This is a genomic window from Pedobacter hiemivivus (assembly GCF_004331685.1).
GTDB classification, from domain to species: domain Bacteria; phylum Bacteroidota; class Bacteroidia; order Sphingobacteriales; family Sphingobacteriaceae; genus Pedobacter; species Pedobacter hiemivivus.
The window spans coordinates 1-16,779 of sequence record NZ_SJSM01000043.1 but is presented as its reverse complement, the minus strand read 5'-3'; the positions used below and the strand labels follow the sequence as shown (position 1 = coordinate 16,779).

General features: G+C 38.8%; 13 protein-coding genes and 1 pseudogene. 7 read left to right on the top strand and 7 right to left on the bottom strand.

Annotated features, from left to right (window positions below):
* From EZ444_RS27535 to EZ444_RS26750, 3 genes and pseudogenes are all read right to left on the bottom strand, one after another.
* Window positions 1-209, bottom strand: a pseudogene (locus EZ444_RS27535) (IS4 family transposase); the annotation flags it as partial.
* 168 nt (window positions 210-377) lie between these two features.
* On the bottom strand, window positions 378-983 hold the full coding sequence (locus EZ444_RS26755; RefSeq protein WP_131612966.1) for a hypothetical protein: 606 nt from the start codon (window positions 981-983) through the stop codon (window positions 378-380).
* Window positions 984-1,036: 53 nt separating this feature from the next.
* Complete coding sequence (locus tag EZ444_RS26750; RefSeq protein ID WP_131612965.1) at window positions 1,037-2,254, bottom strand: MFS transporter; 1,218 nt, start codon at window positions 2,252-2,254, stop codon at window positions 1,037-1,039.
* Window positions 2,255-2,445: 191 nt separating this feature from the next.
* On the opposite strand from EZ444_RS26750, the gene clpB reads away from it, so the two are divergent.
* From clpB to EZ444_RS26730, 4 genes are all read left to right on the top strand, one after another.
* A complete protein-coding gene (clpB, locus tag EZ444_RS26745; RefSeq protein ID WP_131612964.1) occupies window positions 2,446-5,040 on the top strand; it encodes an ATP-dependent chaperone ClpB in 2,595 nt (864 codons plus the stop codon).
* A gap of 146 nt (window positions 5,041-5,186) precedes the next feature.
* A complete protein-coding gene (locus EZ444_RS26740) occupies window positions 5,187-5,615 on the top strand; it encodes an outer membrane beta-barrel protein (RefSeq protein ID WP_165503742.1) in 429 nt (142 codons plus the stop codon).
* Complete coding sequence (locus tag EZ444_RS26735) at window positions 5,579-5,824, top strand: hypothetical protein (RefSeq protein ID WP_131612962.1); 246 nt, start codon at window positions 5,579-5,581, stop codon at window positions 5,822-5,824. The genes EZ444_RS26740 and EZ444_RS26735 overlap by 37 nt, the downstream gene beginning before the upstream one ends.
* A gap of 34 nt (window positions 5,825-5,858) precedes the next feature.
* The gene (locus tag EZ444_RS26730; RefSeq protein ID WP_131612961.1) at window positions 5,859-6,503 is read left to right on the top strand and encodes an outer membrane beta-barrel protein; all 645 of its coding nucleotides are present in this window, start codon (window positions 5,859-5,861) and stop codon (window positions 6,501-6,503) included.
* Between the two features lie 304 nt (window positions 6,504-6,807).
* On the opposite strand, the gene EZ444_RS26725 is transcribed toward EZ444_RS26730, so the two are convergent.
* The gene (locus EZ444_RS26725; RefSeq protein ID WP_131612960.1) at window positions 6,808-7,302 is read right to left on the bottom strand and encodes an RNA polymerase sigma factor; all 495 of its coding nucleotides are present in this window, start codon (window positions 7,300-7,302) and stop codon (window positions 6,808-6,810) included.
* A gap of 750 nt (window positions 7,303-8,052) precedes the next feature.
* On the opposite strand from EZ444_RS26725, the gene EZ444_RS26720 reads away from it, so the two are divergent.
* Window positions 8,053-10,332: a glycosyltransferase family 4 protein gene (locus tag EZ444_RS26720; RefSeq protein WP_131612959.1), complete on the top strand. Its 2,280-nt coding sequence runs from the start codon at window positions 8,053-8,055 to the stop codon at window positions 10,330-10,332.
* Here EZ444_RS26720 and EZ444_RS26715 read toward each other — a convergent pair.
* Complete coding sequence (locus EZ444_RS26715; RefSeq protein WP_131612958.1) at window positions 10,329-11,846, bottom strand: glycoside hydrolase family 130 protein; 1,518 nt, start codon at window positions 11,844-11,846, stop codon at window positions 10,329-10,331. The genes EZ444_RS26720 and EZ444_RS26715 overlap by 4 nt on opposite strands.
* Before the next feature lie 377 nt (window positions 11,847-12,223).
* Between EZ444_RS26715 and EZ444_RS26710 the strand changes: the two genes are divergently transcribed.
* On the top strand, window positions 12,224-12,826 hold the full coding sequence (locus tag EZ444_RS26710) for an outer membrane beta-barrel protein (protein WP_131612957.1): 603 nt from the start codon (window positions 12,224-12,226) through the stop codon (window positions 12,824-12,826).
* Between the two features lie 69 nt (window positions 12,827-12,895).
* On the opposite strand, the gene EZ444_RS26705 is transcribed toward EZ444_RS26710, so the two are convergent.
* Window positions 12,896-15,409 (bottom strand): S9 family peptidase, encoded by a 2,514-nt coding sequence (locus EZ444_RS26705; protein WP_225874867.1) that lies wholly within the window; start codon window positions 15,407-15,409, stop codon window positions 12,896-12,898.
* Window positions 15,410-15,536: 127 nt separating this feature from the next.
* Between EZ444_RS26705 and EZ444_RS26700 the strand changes: the two genes are divergently transcribed.
* Window positions 15,537-16,442, top strand: a complete 906-nt coding sequence (locus EZ444_RS26700; RefSeq protein ID WP_205945360.1) for a polysaccharide deacetylase family protein — start codon at window positions 15,537-15,539, stop codon at window positions 16,440-16,442.
* 74 nt (window positions 16,443-16,516) lie between these two features.
* On the opposite strand, the gene EZ444_RS26695 is transcribed toward EZ444_RS26700, so the two are convergent.
* Window positions 16,517-16,779: IS3 family transposase (locus tag EZ444_RS26695; RefSeq protein ID WP_165503673.1), on the bottom strand; the 263-nt coding region annotated here is incomplete at its 5' end.

Here is a 16,779-nt window from a genome sequence, read left to right as displayed (position 1 = left end):
GAGTCGTTGAAGGTGTCTTCTAATGTCCGCTGGCTAAGCTTTTCGTTTTCCAAAAGGCCATAGAGCAATAAGTAAAACATCTTTTTACCATGTAGAACTTTTGCATAGTGATCGATTTTGGTATTTACTGACAGATGTGCTATAAGCGCTTCCGGAATGAATCCTAACAGGTGGTTTATGTTTATTTTATGATCTTTAAATACAGCCATACCTCATTGATTATCAGCCATTAAGATAGTGATTTCTTGTGAGAAAAACAACATAATTAACTGATTATTAACGACTTACGCGCAAAAAAAATAAAGGTAATAAAACAAAAAAAGTCGGAAGATAAATCTTCCGACCATGACTGGTGCCAAAAGGCACCTTTTTTTTGTTCAACGGTATTGTAGGGTATATTCAAAATCTATAAAAGGCAACAAGGTACCCGTGCGTATGTTCGACATACTCTCGCTTTGCAGCGGATTGCTATCATCACTAAAAAATCCATGGCTTAAAATAATAGGCCCCTGTTTAACGGGGTAAAGAGATCCACCTTCTTTATTGCTCAACCAGCCAACGCAATCCCTAAGGTCATTATTTGGTCCACCACTGATATAGGTACGCGTAATGTAATACGTTTTTCCTGGCTGTATAGCGACCGGACATTTTAAAGGAAAATACTCAATTACATTTGTGTTTTGAGGGCTTACAAAGCAAGTGCTCAATGCCTTTTCAAGCCCAACCTCCCATAAAGAAATACGGTAAACGATGCCCGCTTTCCAGGCTCTATACCCTACCCTCGTAATGGCGATAGGTTTTTCACTGTTAAATACGCAGCCATGGTTTTTCATATCCATCGCCAAAAGTGTTTTATAACCATTTTGAAACACAAAAACAGACAGCACCGTTTTTAGTGCATAAAAGCACATCGGCACTTCAGGAAACTGCTGTGCAATTACAGAAAATGGAATATTAGCAAGACTAGAGATGAGCTTTTTCATAACATATAGGGTTAGGTCTACAGCTATATCAACCCAAACCCTAAATTGTTACCTTAAAAATCTGACAATCGCATTTTTTTCATCACGATAAGAAATCCAATACCTGTAATTAACAATACCAGAGCTGTTCCGTACCATAGGGTTTCGAAACCATAAATGGCAGCAACCCTAGTTCCAAGAAAAGGAGAGAATATATGTGCTACCGAAAAAGACAAAGCATTGACCCCCATATAAGCACCTCTTGTTTTTAGCGAGGAGCGTTGTAAAGTAACCGTAGCCATAAATGGCATGGCGAGAATCTCAGCGATACAAAGCACAAACATGGATACGTATAATATCCACATACCATGCGCAAGGTTTAAAATTAAAAAGGATAGTCCACAAAGTAGCACGCCCCATACAATTACTGCTCTGGCGGTCATCCTTTTCTCGGCAATATGTACCAGCAACATTTCCAGCGAAAATACCACCAAACCACTAAAGGCCAGGATCACCCCAATATTTGCTTCCGTAAGTTGATAAACAGTCCTATAATACAAAGGCAATGTATTTAACAATTGTAAAAAACAAATGGCAAACACACAGCTCAGGACACTAAAAAGCACAAAAAGTGTGTCCTTATAGGGAGATCTATCTCCTTTTGGATCGTCAACAACCTCCTGAGCAACAACTTTTCTATCATTCCCCTTACGGTTACGGAAATAAAGGAAAAACAATATTGCTGATAAAAAAGCGCCAATTGCATTGCCGTAAAATAGAAAGGTATAAGAAACTGCAGCTAGAAAACCGCCCAAAGCAGGACCAATAGAAAAGCCCAGGTTCATAGCCATCCTATTTAAGGAAAAGGATCTGATGATGTTATCCGGTTTTGAATAATAAGCAATAGAAACCGAATTCGCGGGTCTGAAAGTTTCTGATATAATACTTAACATAAACACCCCGAGACCAAGTTTTAGTACCGTATCTAACTCAGGTAGTAAAAAAAATACAGGTACCGTCAAAACCAAACTGATCAGCTGCACCTTAAAGTGTCCCACTTTATCCGTTAACCATCCCCCTAAAAAAGAGCCACCAACAGCACCAACACCAAAACAGCTCAACACCACTCCAGTGTCTTCGAGGTCAAAATGCAAATGGTTGACCATATAAACACCTAAAAAGGGAATCACCATTGCCCCACTCCTGTTGATCAACATCACGAGTGCTAACATCCATGCCGGAGTAGACAGCCCTTTGTAAGCGTCAAAATATAATCGTATAAATTCTCTCATTTAATGCTACAAAGGACGTGAAATTTATCTAAACTCTATAAATCAGCGCTTTTATTTACCGAAAAGAGACATTATTTCATGGTGGTTTGATATTTATCGGTAAAATAGTCACTACAATTCTTTAAATACAGACAAAATTTCCGATTTTATTAAGAAAAACAAGGCGGCATATACTTTGTTTATAGATTGATATGAACTTCAACAACTTCACTATAAAAGCACAGGAAGCGATTCAACAGGCTTCCGAAATAGCCCAAGGCAATCAGCAACAGGCTATTGAGACAGCACACATCTTAAAAGGTTTGCTTACTGTTGATGAAAATGTAGTTTCTTATGTTTTGAAGAAGCTCAATGTGAATCTAAATGTTTTAAATCAACAATTAGATGCAGAGATTGAGAAATTCCCTAAAGTTTCGGGCAGTAGTCCGTATTTAACCTCGGGAAGTAACTCCGCTTTACAAAAAGCTCAATCTTATTTAAAAGAGTTTAAAGACGAGTTTGTATCTGTTGAGCATGTGTTGCTTGGCCTACTTTCCGTAAATGACAATACAGCTAAACACCTGAAAGATCAGGGCGTAACTGAGAAAGACCTTAAAAAAGCCATTATTGCTTTACGAGGTGATAACCATGTTACCGGTCAAAATGCAGAAGCTACTTACAATGCATTAAATAAATATGCACGTAACTTAAATGAATATGCCGAATCAGGCAAGCTAGATCCTATAATTGGTCGTGATGAGGAAATCAGGCGGGTGATTCAGATTCTTTCAAGAAGAACTAAAAACAACCCGATCTTGATTGGTGAGCCTGGCGTTGGTAAAACTGCAATTGCCGAAGGTATTGCTTTCAGAATTATCAAGGGCGACGTGCCTGCCAACCTGAAAACAAAAACCGTTTACTCTCTGGATATGGGTTCACTAATTGCAGGAGCCAAATACAAAGGAGAATTTGAGGAACGCTTGAAAGCAGTGATCAAAGAGGTAACTCAGAGTGATGGCGATATTATTTTATTCATTGATGAGATCCACACTTTGGTAGGTGCCGGCGGTGGTGAAGGTGCAATGGATGCCGCAAACATCTTGAAACCTGCATTGGCCCGTGGCGAATTGCGGGCGATTGGTGCCACTACCCTGGATGAATACCAGAAATATATTGAAAAGGATAAGGCTTTAGAGCGTCGTTTTCAAAAGGTCTACGTCGATGAGCCGGATACACAAGATGCGATCTCTATCCTTCGTGGATTAAAAGAACGATATGAAACCCACCATAAGGTGCGGATTAAAGATGAGGCTATTATTGCGGCTGTAGAGATGTCTCAACGCTATATTGCTGATAGGTTTTTACCGGATAAAGCGATCGACTTAATGGATGAAGCGGCTGCCAAGCTCCGCATGGAAATGGACAGCGTACCTGAGAAGGTGGATGAAATGAACCGTAAGATCATGCAATTGGAGATCGAACGGGAAGCCATTAAACGCGAAAACGACAGTAAAAAGGTAAAAGCGCTGGGCGAAGAGATCGCCAATCTCTCTGCCGAAAGAGATGAAATAAAAGCAAAATGGCAGGGCGAAAAGGACCTGGTAGACAATATTAACAATGAGCTGGAACTGGTTGAAAACTACAAACAGGAAGCCAATCAGGCCGAACGTGCCGGAGACTACGGAAAAGTTGCCGAACTGCGTTATGGTAAAATCAAAGAGGCTCAGGATAAAGTTGAAAAGTTAAAAGCACAATTGGAAAGTCAGCAGATTGAAGGCCGAATGCTAAAAGAAGAGGTTACCGCTGATGACATTGCGGGTGTGGTAGCGCGTTCGACGGGCATACCGGTAACCAAATTGATTTCCAGTGAACGCGAAAAACTATTGCACCTTGAAGCTGAGCTACACAAACGTGTTGCCGGACAGCATGAGGCTATTGAAGCAATATCAGATGCCATACGCCGCTCACGTGCTGGATTGCAGGACAAACGCAAACCAATTGGTTCGTTTATATTCCTGGGTACAACTGGTGTAGGTAAAACTGAGCTAGCGAAGGCCTTGGCAGAATTCCTGTTTAACGATGAAAATGCAATGACTCGCATCGACATGAGTGAATACCAGGAACGACATTCGGTTTCACGCTTAATTGGTGCGCCTCCGGGATATGTAGGCTATGAAGAAGGTGGACAGCTTACTGAAGCGGTACGTCGTAAACCTTATTCGGTTGTACTATTGGATGAGATTGAGAAAGCACATCCAGATGTATTCAATATCTTGTTACAGGTGTTAGATGATGGCCGTTTAACGGATAATAAAGGCCGTGTAGTGAATTTTAAAAACACGATCATTATTATGACGTCGAACATCGGTTCGCACCTTATACAGGATAATTTCAAAAACCTGAGCGATGAGAACCGCGATGAGGTAATTGCGAAAACTAAAAACGAGTTGTTTGAGCTGTTGAAACAAACCATCCGACCTGAATTTTTAAACAGGATTGATGAGTTGATCATGTTTACTCCGCTTGATCGCAATGAGCTTAGAGACATCGTTAGCTTGCAGTTTAAACATGTTCAGGACACACTTGCCGAAATGGGTATTGAAATGGAGGCAACTCCTGAAGCATTGGACTGGTTAGCTGAACTAGGTTACGACCCTCAGTTTGGAGCGCGACCATTGAAACGCGTGATCCAGAAACGCATTTTAAATGAGTTGTCTAAGGAGATTTTGGCTGGCAAAGTAGACAAAGACAGTAAAATCAAGCTAGATATGTTCGATCATAAATTTGTGTTTTTGAACAATAAATAAGCGTTTTATCCTTTTAAAAGCCCCTAATATGCAAAACCTTTAAGGTTAGCGTATTAGGGGCTTTTCTTTTTTTGAAACATTCTCGTTGCAGAACTACAATATTGTTTTTATTAACTAATATTGATTAACACAAAACACAAATGAAAATGAAAAGCAAACTATTCATCATGGCCGCGCTATGCGCCATCGCGTTCAAGAGCAACGCACAAACAGAAAAAGGAAAGTTCTTATTGGGAGGAAGCGTAAACTTTAGTACTTCTAAACCAAACGATCAGCTTCCCAATAAAAAAACAACTTTTGGACTGGCTCCAAGAGTTGGCTACTTGGTAAGCGACAATTGGGCTGTAGGTAGCACTTTAACCTATAACATCTCAAAAACAGAAGGCTATATTTCTGCATCTGATGGTGAAATTAATTACGGTGACCAATACATTTATTATGGCATTTCCCCATTTGTAAGGTATTATACACGAATTGCGGATAACTTCAAGTTTTTTGGAGATTTTAACGTAAATGCCTCTCTAGGAACTCAAAACAAGTGGATGAGCATGGAAAAGCCGGAACCACCACAGTAAAGCATACAACTTATAGCACAGGAATTAATCCTGGACTGGCGTTTTTCCCAGCTAAAAAATGGGCCATTGAATTCCATTTTCCATTGGTGAGTTACTTTTCCCAGAAAACCACTCCTGAAGCAACTGATAGGACATCATATAAGTATGATACATTCTCCTTTGGCTTCAGCTCCTTCAATCCATCCATCGGGGTGAATTATCATTTTTAATACTGCGAATTAATTAACCACTCAAGAAATTAACATGAAAAACAAATTAGTTTTCGCAGCATTGCTATGCATTTTTAGTTTTAAAGCCAATGCGCAAACGGAAAAAGGAAAAATGATGTTAGGTGGATTTGCTTCCTTCAGCACTCATAAATTCGAAGGACAAAGTGTCCGAAAAACAATTATTTTTAATACCTCTTTAAGATCGGGTTATTTTATCAAGGATAATTTGGCAATCGGCCTTGGATTAGAATACAATCACCAAAGGGACAAGGAAGACAATCCAGATAACATTGATGTACGCTACACACAAATACAAAGAAGCTACGGGCTATCACCATTTGCCAGGTATTATTTCAACATCAATGAAAAATTTAAGATTTTCAACGAATTATCTATATATGGCCGAATAGGCGACTCGAAAGATGAAAGTCGACCTTCTCCAGCTTACTCATCAGATTATAAATTCAAACAAATCGGATTGAATCTAAAACCTGGTCTGGCTTATTTCCCGGTTAAAAAGATTGCTATTGAATTTTCATTTCCAATGTTGAGCTACCAAAAAAGTTTTCACGAAGCAAAGTATATAGAAAACCCTGATGCAATTAAAACGAATGGAGAAGAGTTTCAATTTGGAATAAACACTTTTAAACCGACAATCGGAGTAAATTATCATTTCTAGTACTTTATTAAATCATATCAAAAGGACAGCTTGAACATGCTCAAGCTGTCTTTGTTGTTTATTTATAACCTCTATTTTTTAATGAGTTTTATGTCTATTGATCAATTGTAAATCCCTTCGGGAAGCCTTGTTTAGGGCTAGGAGCGAAAAAGGAGTATCATAGGAATATGGTAGGACCCTTGTAGGACTAATAGTCCTATGAAAGCCCTTTGAAATTCCTTCGAGACTCCCTTTAAGGTAAACGCGTGCCCGAAGCCTTACCGAAGGCCTATGCGAGCCTCGGGCAAGCGCTATTAATTTATTTTTATATGCCATCTTCAGAGCTATTGAGGTCATCTGAAGTCAACTTATGAGAAAGATTAACTTTGCGGCCTGATTCAAATACTTCCCGCATTTCTTCAGGAAGCCGCTCTAGGTTAGCTTCAATACAAACGGTCAATTCTCGCGTATTTATTTCATCATTCAAATCAGAATCTTGAACTTCAAAACGCATAAGGGACTCGAGGCATTTTCCCTTTAACTCGCTTCGTTTGATGATATTTAAAATCTCGTGTCTAGCTGATGTGTATAAATATGTAGATAAATCTGATGTTATGTGTATCTCGTCGATATTGTTCCATAAATAAGTAAAAACTTCCTCAACAACTTCTCTTGCATCTTCTTCATTTCCAAGCATCTTCCGGGCATGGAAGAACAATACGCCCCAGTACCGATCACAAATAACGGTAAAAGCCTTTTTATCACCATTTTTCAAACAAGCAACAAGTTCAACATCAGCTAGTTTTTTGTAATTATTCATATGTTTTCATCTATTTACCTCAATAGTATTCTCTCTACTCAGTTCAAATGCAATTCGCATTTTATTTTATACTTGGTCAAGATCCTACTGGAAATCTTCTACAACTAACTGTACATCAAGCAAATTACTATAAGTATTTATATTTGTTTTTTATTATCTCTTTCATATATTTCCCAAAGACCCTTTGGGAAAACTAAATTCTCTCATTTTTCCAGTTGATTACATCAGCCCGACCTACAGTTTTTACCTGAATACTGTTTGCTTTTAATATTGATTACTAATCTGAGTAACATATTATCTTTTTTACCGAATGATGATAGACGTACTGACCCCTCCAACAATGTAGTTTTAGCCAATATTTTAACTTCCTTTAACAATAAAAAGGTGTAATTTTGTCCATCAGACAGATCCCTAAAAGACAATGGCCCTCATCATCAATCTCGTTGAGTAAACCTACAAGCCCGGCATCGGAAAATTCTTTATAATTACTCATACGTTCTTCGATTAAACTTAGTTGTATTTAATCTGGCCAAAGATTAAAAAGTAGCGGGCTCAAAAAATCATTCATTTTATTCATATACTCTGTTTCTCCAAATAATAGTTATTTCTAGATTCAATTTTTAACATCATTAATTACAAACTCGTTGAATTTTAGCCTAAGTGTATAGTCAAGATTATGTAAATAATACGAAATTCAGAACAATTCGACGGGAGGACTGTTTATACGATACAAAAGAGTCCACAATCCATATGAAAATTGCTTATATAACCACTTATCCACCACGTGAATGTGGAATTGCTACGTTTAATCACAACCTACTTAGTGCAATTGGCTATGACAAAAGTACGGTGTCTGATGATAGCTATGTAGTTGCATTGAATGATTCAGAGCATCTGGACACCTACGAGTATCCAGCAGAAGTTAAATATAAGATCCGACAAGAAAACCAAAAAGACTATAGCCGTGCAGCCGATTACATCAATACCAGTTTGGTGGATGCCTGCATTATGGAACATGAATTTGGCATTTATGGCGGTAAAGATGGAGTCTATATCCTTCCATTAATTGCAAAATTACAAAAACCTTTGGTTACCATTTTACATACGGTTTTAAAAGACCCGAGCTATATGCAACTGACAATTATCAGAGAAATAGCAAAACACTCCTCCCGCATAGTAGTAATGAGCCACAGGGCGGTTGGTTTTTTAACAAGTATATATGGAATTTCATTCAACAAAATTCAGCTGATTGAACACGGTGTTCCTGATCTGGAAGCAGAAATAGATAATCCAGTAAAAAACTCCTTACCTTTTAAAAATAAAAAAGTACTGTTTACTTTCGGACTGATTAGTAGAAACAAAGGGTTAGAGACCGTAATTGAGGCCTTGCCGCAAATAGTTGCCAAAAACCCCAATGTGATGTATGTGGTGCTCGGCACTACACACCCTGGAGTAATCCGGAATTCGGGAGAAGAATATCGGGACAGTCTAAAAAAACTAGCCCGAAAGTTAGGCGTTGAAGACAACCTTACTTTTATCAATAAATTTGTATCAGAAAAGCAGTTGTTCGATTATCTAACAGCCTGTGATATGTACATCACCCCTTACTTAAACGAAGCCCAAATTACAAGCGGAACTTTATCGTATGCAATTGGTGCAGGTGCCGCTGTAATATCTACCCCGTACTGGCATGCCCAAGAACTACTGGCAGAAAACAGAGGCCGGTTATTTGATTTTAAAGACGCTGAAACCCTTGCTACAATTGTAAATGAATTATTTGAGGATGAAACCATGCTCAAACAACTTAAAGCAAATGCCTACAAATATGGACTTAACTTGCGCTGGCCAGCTATCGGAAAAATATTTGTTGAGTTATTGGACGAAGCCATCCTAAAATCACTTTCTGAAAAAGAAGATACCGAAAGACAAATCATAGATCCAGATACTATGCCTTCTTTTAATTTGGCACATGTGCAGCGATTAACAGATGACACCGGCATTGTACAACATGCCAAATACGGCATTCCGAACCTTAAAGAAGGGTATTGTCTGGATGACAATGCCAGAGCGCTAATTATGGCGACCATGGCCCATCAACAAAATAAAAGTAAAGTCGCTTTAGAACTCCTGCCCGTTTACTTAAGTTACATTCAATACATGCAATGTGACGATGGCAGTTTCAGAAATTTCTTAAGCTTTACCAGAGAATACCTGGATGAACTGGGCTCAGAAGATTCTTTCGGGCGCACCATTTGGTCCCTAGGCTACCTGATCAATAATACGCCCAATAACTCGTACCGTGAATTTGCACGAGAGTTATTTAACAAATCTGTCCCTCATTTTAAAAACCTGAAGCATCTAAGAGGCATTGCCAATACCATGATCGGCCTTTCCGACTACTTGAAAGCGCATCCTGGTGATGAACAGATCAGACACCAGTTTGACCAGCTCGCAGAACCACTTAAAGAAGCATATAGGGAACATGGTCACGGACACTGGCAGTGGTTTGAGGAAAAAATGACCTATGACAATGCCATACTACCACTAGCTTTACTTTGCTATTATCAAACCAGCAAGGATGCTGAATCACTTGGCATCGCCCTGGAAAGCATGAAGTTTTTGAGTCAAAAAACCCTTTCTCATGGCTATTTAAATCCAGTAGGTAACGATGGTTGGCTGTACAAGGACGGTCCGGAAATGGCCGCATACGATCAACAGGCTATTGAAACTATGGCGATGGTGTTGATGTACTTCAAAGCCTACGAAATTACCCACGACATCACTTACATTAAAAAGATGTACTTGTGTTACCAATGGTTTTTAGGAGAAAACAGTTTACACCTACCACTATTTGATCATGAAACCAAAGGTTGTGGCGACGGCTTACAACCAAATGGTGTAAACCGTAACCAAGGTGCAGAGAGTACCCTTGCCTACTGGATCTCACATTTAGTGGTATTAAAAGCACTAGAATTCGAATACATTCAGATCAGCGATTTGGTTTCTCCACAGAAACAGGTGTTAAATTAATCAGCAGAAAACTCTTTTTCAGCCTCAACAGTCACCTCACGTGGGATGGCACAGTTTGAACTTTTTAATTTATTCAATAAAAGATCAAGCTTAACCGTCGCAAAAGAAGAACAATAATCTGAAAGGCCATATGGGATAATGAGTTCGCCATTATGAATAATTGACCCGCAAGAATAAAGCACATTAGGAACGTACCCTTCGCGCTCGTCGGTATTTGGAATCACGAGCGGCTCATTTAAACGACCTATTTCAATAGATGGATCATTTAAATCAAATAAACTGGCACCTAAAACATAGCGGCGCATGGGCCCCACCCCATGTGTAATCAATAACCATCCAGCTTCCGTCTCAATGGGCGAACCACAATTGCCAATCTGTATAAACTCCCAGGGGAATACCGGCGATTGTAGCTTCACCGGATTGTCCCACACGGTTAATTTATCCGAATACATTAAATAATTGTTCCATCCATCTATCCGCGACATCATCGCATACTGACCATTGATTTTACGCGGAAACAAGGCCAGGTTTTTATTTTGAGCACCTACACCATGCAATGGACTGATTTTAAAATCATAAAAATCAGTGGTCTGTAGCAATTTAGGCATGATCATAGCGCCATCAAAGGCTGTATAAGTAGCGTAAAAGATCACACTGCCATCATCCTTCACAAAACGTACAAACCTCGCATCCTCAATCCCTTTACGTTCAAACTCTGAAATAGGAAAGATAACCCGGTCGGAGATGTCGGTGTCTCTGGAAAAACTAATCTCGTGATAAGTATCAGATAACCAGAGAATCTTATCATACTCCAGTTTCTTCAAATTATCTTCCTGCAAGCTCTTCCCATCTAAAATCACTTTCCTTAATGTTGAATAATCAAACTTCTCATTCAGCTTATTACCCATCTCATCTAAAATCTCTATATCGATCCTGGAATCTGCAGCCTTTTTAAGAAATAGCTTCTTGTTGTAAATGGCGTTTTTAATGATCTCTGCTTCATCAATATAATTCCCCGCTGGCATCACAGTGATATTGTGATCGCCATCTATCAGAGCCCTTCTAAACACCACTGAAGAGATATGACCTTCGCCTACCGCCCTGAAACTGATGATCAAGCGCTTTTCGCCCTCTACCAAATCAGACTGATCCGGATCTTCGACCACAGAAGGGTTAAAAAAAGCTGCTGACTCTATAGAATACTCATGTGTGAAATAAGAACCCAACAATAACTTTTCGTATTTATCAAGGGAGTCGAACTCGTAACCGGCCTTTTCTATACAGCCCTTTATCCTTTTACAATGGCGAGTCAGGATTTTAGTGATGTTACGATGCCGTTTAGAATATTCCTGTAATAAAGGAGAAATCAAGTTAAACACTTCTTTGGATGAAAGCCCCATTACCTGTTTAACCACTTCCATCGCCCGCTCCTCTCCGTTAAAAAAGAATCGGGCTATAACCCGCTTAGGATCTGGGTATACTTTTATCGGTTTTCTTTCTATTAGCAATCTCATAACCCTATAACGCTTTAAAGGAGCACAATGATTTATGAATTTAATGTTTTTTTTAAACAAATCAATTCGCACTGCCTGTTTTTGTCAACATGTACGCTAAAAGAGACAACGAAACAACTGACATTTTAATACAAAAAGTCAGAATGAATTATTTTACCGAGTCCAGATTTGTCATAATTTAAGTTGAATTGTCATTGCAAAATAATAAACATTAGAACGGAAAAACTTATCCTTCTACAAATTAACAAGTTACACAAAACCCTATTTATTAGACAAGAGAGCGGACATTTAGTTTGGCATACACATTGACTATATAACGTAAATGGTCAGGATATAAAAACAGGAAACGACCAGATTATAAATTAAAAAATAAGAAGATGAAAAAATTATTATTATCATTAGTTGCAGTTTCTGCATTCGCATTTAGCACTCAGGCTCAAACTGAAAAAGGAAAAATTATGGTAGGTGGTAGTGTTGGATTCAGCTCAGAAAAAGTTGATGGTGCCAACAAATCTGATTTCAGCTTTAATGTTGTTCCAAGTGCAGCATATTTTATCAGCGACAATTTTGCAATTGGTACAGGTGTAGGTTATACATATAATAAAGAAGTAAGTGATTTAAATTTAAACCAGGCTTTTAAAGTTGCGCCTTTCGGTCGTTACTATGTAGGTTTATCTGATCAATTTAAATTCTTTGGTCAGTTATCAGTTCCTATGTCATTTGGTAACGATAAAGCATTAGATGCTGATGGCAATACAGGTGCTAAAACAGGTACTACAACCGATATAGGTGTAAATATTGCTCCGGGATTTGCGTTCTTCCCAACTAAAAGAATTGGTATCGAATTCTCAGTTAACGGACTAGGTTACAACAACGCACAGTTTAAAGATGAATTAACAGGTATTAAAACTAAAACCAATTCATTTGGTTTAGAAGCCGACACTTTTGCCCCTAAATTGGGTGTGCAGTTCCATTTCTAAGAAAGCTAGTTACAAACAGATTATTTTGGTTTAGAAAAAGGCCCTTTGCAATTGCAAGGGCCTTTTCGTTTATCGTTTCTGCTCCACCTCTCTATCCATCTCTATAATATTTGCCTGACCGACTTGTGAAAAATCTCCGATCAGGTATTTATTAAAGTGATCGGCAAGCTTCCAGAAAGTATATTCTGTCAGGTCGCCAAAACCATGTCGCTGACCCGGAACGATCACCAATTCAAATCTCTTCCCTGCCTTCATCAGCGCATTGGCAACCCTAATGGTATTTGCCGGATGTACATTGTTATCCACATCTCCAGTCATCAACAGCAAATTTCCTTTTAGGTTTTTAGCCAAATCAGGGTTTTTATCAATGCTATAAGTAAATGTAGTGTCCCCTTTTGCAGATACAACTTCTTTCACACCGTGATGCTTTTCACTCCACCAACGGTTATAAATACTATTGTCGTGATTCCCAGCATTAGATACCGCCGCTTTAAAGAAATCAGGATAAACAAGCATGGCAGCGGTAGACATAAAACCACCACCAGAATGTCCTGTAATCCCAACTTTATTGGCATCAATAAATGAATACCTGTCAGCAAGCTGCTCTACCGCAGCTTTTTTATCTGCCAAACCATAATCCCTTAAATTCCCATAACCATAGGTATGGTACCATTTTGAACGTGCAGGATTTCCGCCACGGTTGCCCACAGTAACCACAATATATCCAAACTGAGCCAATCTATCAGTCCGATCCATACTCTTGGTAAATGCTTTGTTCACAGCCTCTGTCTGTGGTCCTGGATAAACATACTCAATCACGGGATATTTCTTATTGGGATCAAAATCAAAAGGCTTATACATCACTCCGTAAATATCCGTAATCCCATCATCGGCTTTTACCTTAAAAGGTTCAGGGAATTTATAACCAGAAGCCATTAGTAAAGACAAATCGGCAGTCTCCAGATTCATCACCACCCGGCCATTATTATCCATCAATACGGATTTAGGGACAGTATTGACTCTTGAAAAATTATCGACAAAGAATTTAGCTTCATCATTCATGCTGATGGCATGATCAAAATCCCCAGCATTTAACAATTTCAGTCCCGACCCATCAAAATTAATGCGGTACAGATGTACATAATAAGGATCTTCTTTAACCTCCCTGCCATTGGCAGTAAAGTAAAGCACTCTATTTTTTGCATCTACGTTGATAATTTCCTCGCAGTGGAAAGCACCTTTTGTGATTTGGTTTTTCAGTTTACCATTGCCATCAAACAAGTAAAAATGTGCCCAACCATCACGTTCCGACCAATGAATCAATTCCTTACCATCATTTACCAAACCTGGTCGGTTCACCTCTACATACGTATTAAAACGTTCGTCAACCAATGGCGTAACTATACCTGTATGAATATCAACCATACACACATCGATGCGTTTTAAGTCTCTGCTGGTACGTTGAAAGTATACCTTAGTGTTGTTACCAAGCCAAATAGACGGCCTAAATTCATTATCGCGATCCTTATTCAATAAAGGCGCTCCCCACACCGATACTGTTTGATCTTTAAAAGCTGCAGTGTTCAGTTTTTTGTAGCTTTTTGCTGCAAAATCGAAAAGCAGGATTTCAGTGATAGGTGCTTCCTTTTCACCCGGCATCTGGTATTTATAGGACTCTAGTGTTGGTCTGCCCGCTGCCACATTGTTAATTACCCAAAGGTCTTTTACCTTACGGGAATCACTTCTGTTCAGCGCAAAATGCTTTGAATCTGGTGACCACATCACATTAGCAGCTCTTCTTTTCTTATTGTTCTTTTCGTTTTCCTCGTTATTTTCTCCATCCCCATTGGCACCATAAGGATAGAATTTAACCCCATCCTTAGTCAGCTGATGCTCGACAATGGTACTATCCTCCTCATTCTTAACTGCCTTTTTGTAGTTCTCCTTATCCATCCAGTACAGGTTAAAGTTTCTCGAAAAAACAATTGCTGAAGAATCAGGTGCTACAGATCCCCAGCTTGGCTTGGCCTTAGGTTTTGTGTAGTTCGGAATTTCAGTTACTTTAGATTTGCTGATCTCATAGTTAAAATAAAAGATCTTCTTTTGCATAGAATCTGCCGCTTTCTTATCCTTACGGTCCTTCTTTAATTCCTCTATCGTACTCTTCACTTCAAAAGTGATGTGCTGCTCATCGGCAGAGAACTTTAAATTTTCTAATGGCAGGTGCTGCGCATCAAAAGGATCTCTGACGATGTTAGTGATTGCGGCAGCTAGCACTGCATTGTCGAATATTTTACGTTTGTTTTTACTTATAGGGTCCACCAGGTACCATTCTTTACCCGCTGGTGTTTCATACTCATACCAGAAACGCTTACTTAGCTTAAGCCAATGTGGATCCACGGCGGTGGTATAGATCAATTTTTTTAGCTTATTGGGTGAATATCTGGAAGCCAGTTGGTAATTCGCCTTTGGGCCAGATTGCAGCGTTTCTGTAATGGTAAATGTTTTGGTTTGTGCCTTTACACTCAAATCAACAGAGAGCATAGTAAGTACTGCAGCCAGTGGCAGATAAAGTTTGTTCATTATAAATAAAGTTATGCCGATAAAAATATTGATTAATCTATTGCAAGGGCTAAAATTCTTTGTAATAAATGCGATAGCTATCTTTTATTAAGTTTGATTTTTTAGTTTTGTATCAAATAATGAACCTATGAATAAGCATTTCTTACCCTTTATCGCCGCAGCGGTAATTCTTACTGCCGGCTGCCAGTCTAAGTCGCAATCCAGTGCAGGTGCAACTGATAAAGTAGCCCTTGCTGCAGGGGAAACATCAGCAGATAGTACGGCAACAAGTTCAGAAACTGAGCAAGCACCTGCTGTTGACGTTTCGAAAATAAAAGTTGCGGATGCAAAGACTATTCTGGCCCGTAAGCAAGTTCCAATATTATGTTACCACCAGGTGCGTGACTGGAAGCCTAGAGATGGAAAAGTAGGTAAGGATTATATTGTAGAAGTTCAGAACTTCAAGAATCAGGTTAAAATGCTAGCCGATAGCGGGTATCATTCTATTTTACCAGATCAACTATATGCTTATCTAAATACTGGTGCTCCATTACCTTCTAAACCGATCATGTTTACTTTTGATGATACAGATATGGATCAGTTTACCGTTGCCGCACCAACACTTAAAAAGTACGGCTATAAAGCTGTATATTTTATCATGACAGTTTCTATTGGCAAAAAAGGGAAGTTTGTAGATTACATGACCAAAGAACAGATCAAACAACTTTCTGATGAAGGTAACGTGATCGGTAGTCATACTTACGACCATAAAAACTTTAAAAAATATCAAGGTAAGGACTGGGAAGAGCAATTAGATAAGCCAACCAAGAAATTAGAAGAAATTACAGGTAAGAAAATGACAGAATTCGCATATCCTTTTGGATTGTGGAATGCTGAAGGTATCCCTGAGCTTAAAAAACGTGGTTTCAGAATGGCTTTCTCATTGGCTGACAAACGCGATCAGAATGATCCCTTATTTACGGTTAGAAGAATCATCGCAAGCGGATACTGGAGCCCTAGAACATTACATAACAGCATCGTTAAGAGCTTTTAAAAATTACGAAAATACAAAAAGCGCCTGTATCACAAGAATGATGTGACCCCAAAAAGTTGGACAGGTTAACAAAATTAAGTTTTTTGTACGAGAGCTCGGTATTCCACCGGGCTCTTTCCATTTAACCTGTTTTTTATTCTTTTATTGTTGTAGTAGTTAATGTATTCTTTTAATGAAAGGATAAACTTTTCTGCTGTTTCAAATCTTTGCGAGTACAGTAATTCTGTCTTTAAGATTCCAAAAAAGTTTTCGGCCACGGCATTATCCAAGCAGTTTCCTTTTCTAGACATGCTCTGTATAATTCCTTGTTTTTCTAAAGTCTTTCTATATCCATAAT

What these genes read in the sequence shown, in the direction of transcription:
- EZ444_RS26755 (WP_131612966.1), bottom strand. Translation starts at nt 983, where the DNA reads ATGAAAAAGCTCATCTCTAGTCTTGCTAATATTCCATTTTCTGTAATT.
- EZ444_RS26750 (WP_131612965.1), bottom strand. Translation starts at nt 2,254, where the DNA reads ATGAGAGAATTTATACGATTATATTTTGACGCTTACAAAGGGCTGTCT.
- clpB (WP_131612964.1), top strand. Translation starts at nt 2,446, where the DNA reads ATGAACTTCAACAACTTCACTATAAAAGCACAGGAAGCGATTCAACAG.
- EZ444_RS26740 (WP_165503742.1), top strand. Translation starts at nt 5,187, where the DNA reads ATGAAAAGCAAACTATTCATCATGGCCGCGCTATGCGCCATCGCGTTC.
- EZ444_RS26730 (WP_131612961.1), top strand. Translation starts at nt 5,859, where the DNA reads ATGAAAAACAAATTAGTTTTCGCAGCATTGCTATGCATTTTTAGTTTT.
- EZ444_RS26725 (WP_131612960.1), bottom strand. Translation starts at nt 7,302, where the DNA reads ATGAATAATTACAAAAAACTAGCTGATGTTGAACTTGTTGCTTGTTTG.
- EZ444_RS26720 (WP_131612959.1), top strand. Translation starts at nt 8,053, where the DNA reads ATGAAAATTGCTTATATAACCACTTATCCACCACGTGAATGTGGAATT.
- EZ444_RS26715 (WP_131612958.1), bottom strand. Translation starts at nt 11,846, where the DNA reads ATGAGATTGCTAATAGAAAGAAAACCGATAAAAGTATACCCAGATCCT.
- EZ444_RS26710 (WP_131612957.1), top strand. Translation starts at nt 12,224, where the DNA reads ATGAAAAAATTATTATTATCATTAGTTGCAGTTTCTGCATTCGCATTT.
- EZ444_RS26705 (WP_225874867.1), bottom strand. Translation starts at nt 15,409, where the DNA reads ATGAACAAACTTTATCTGCCACTGGCTGCAGTACTTACTATGCTCTCT.
- EZ444_RS26700 (WP_205945360.1), top strand. Translation starts at nt 15,537, where the DNA reads ATGAATAAGCATTTCTTACCCTTTATCGCCGCAGCGGTAATTCTTACT.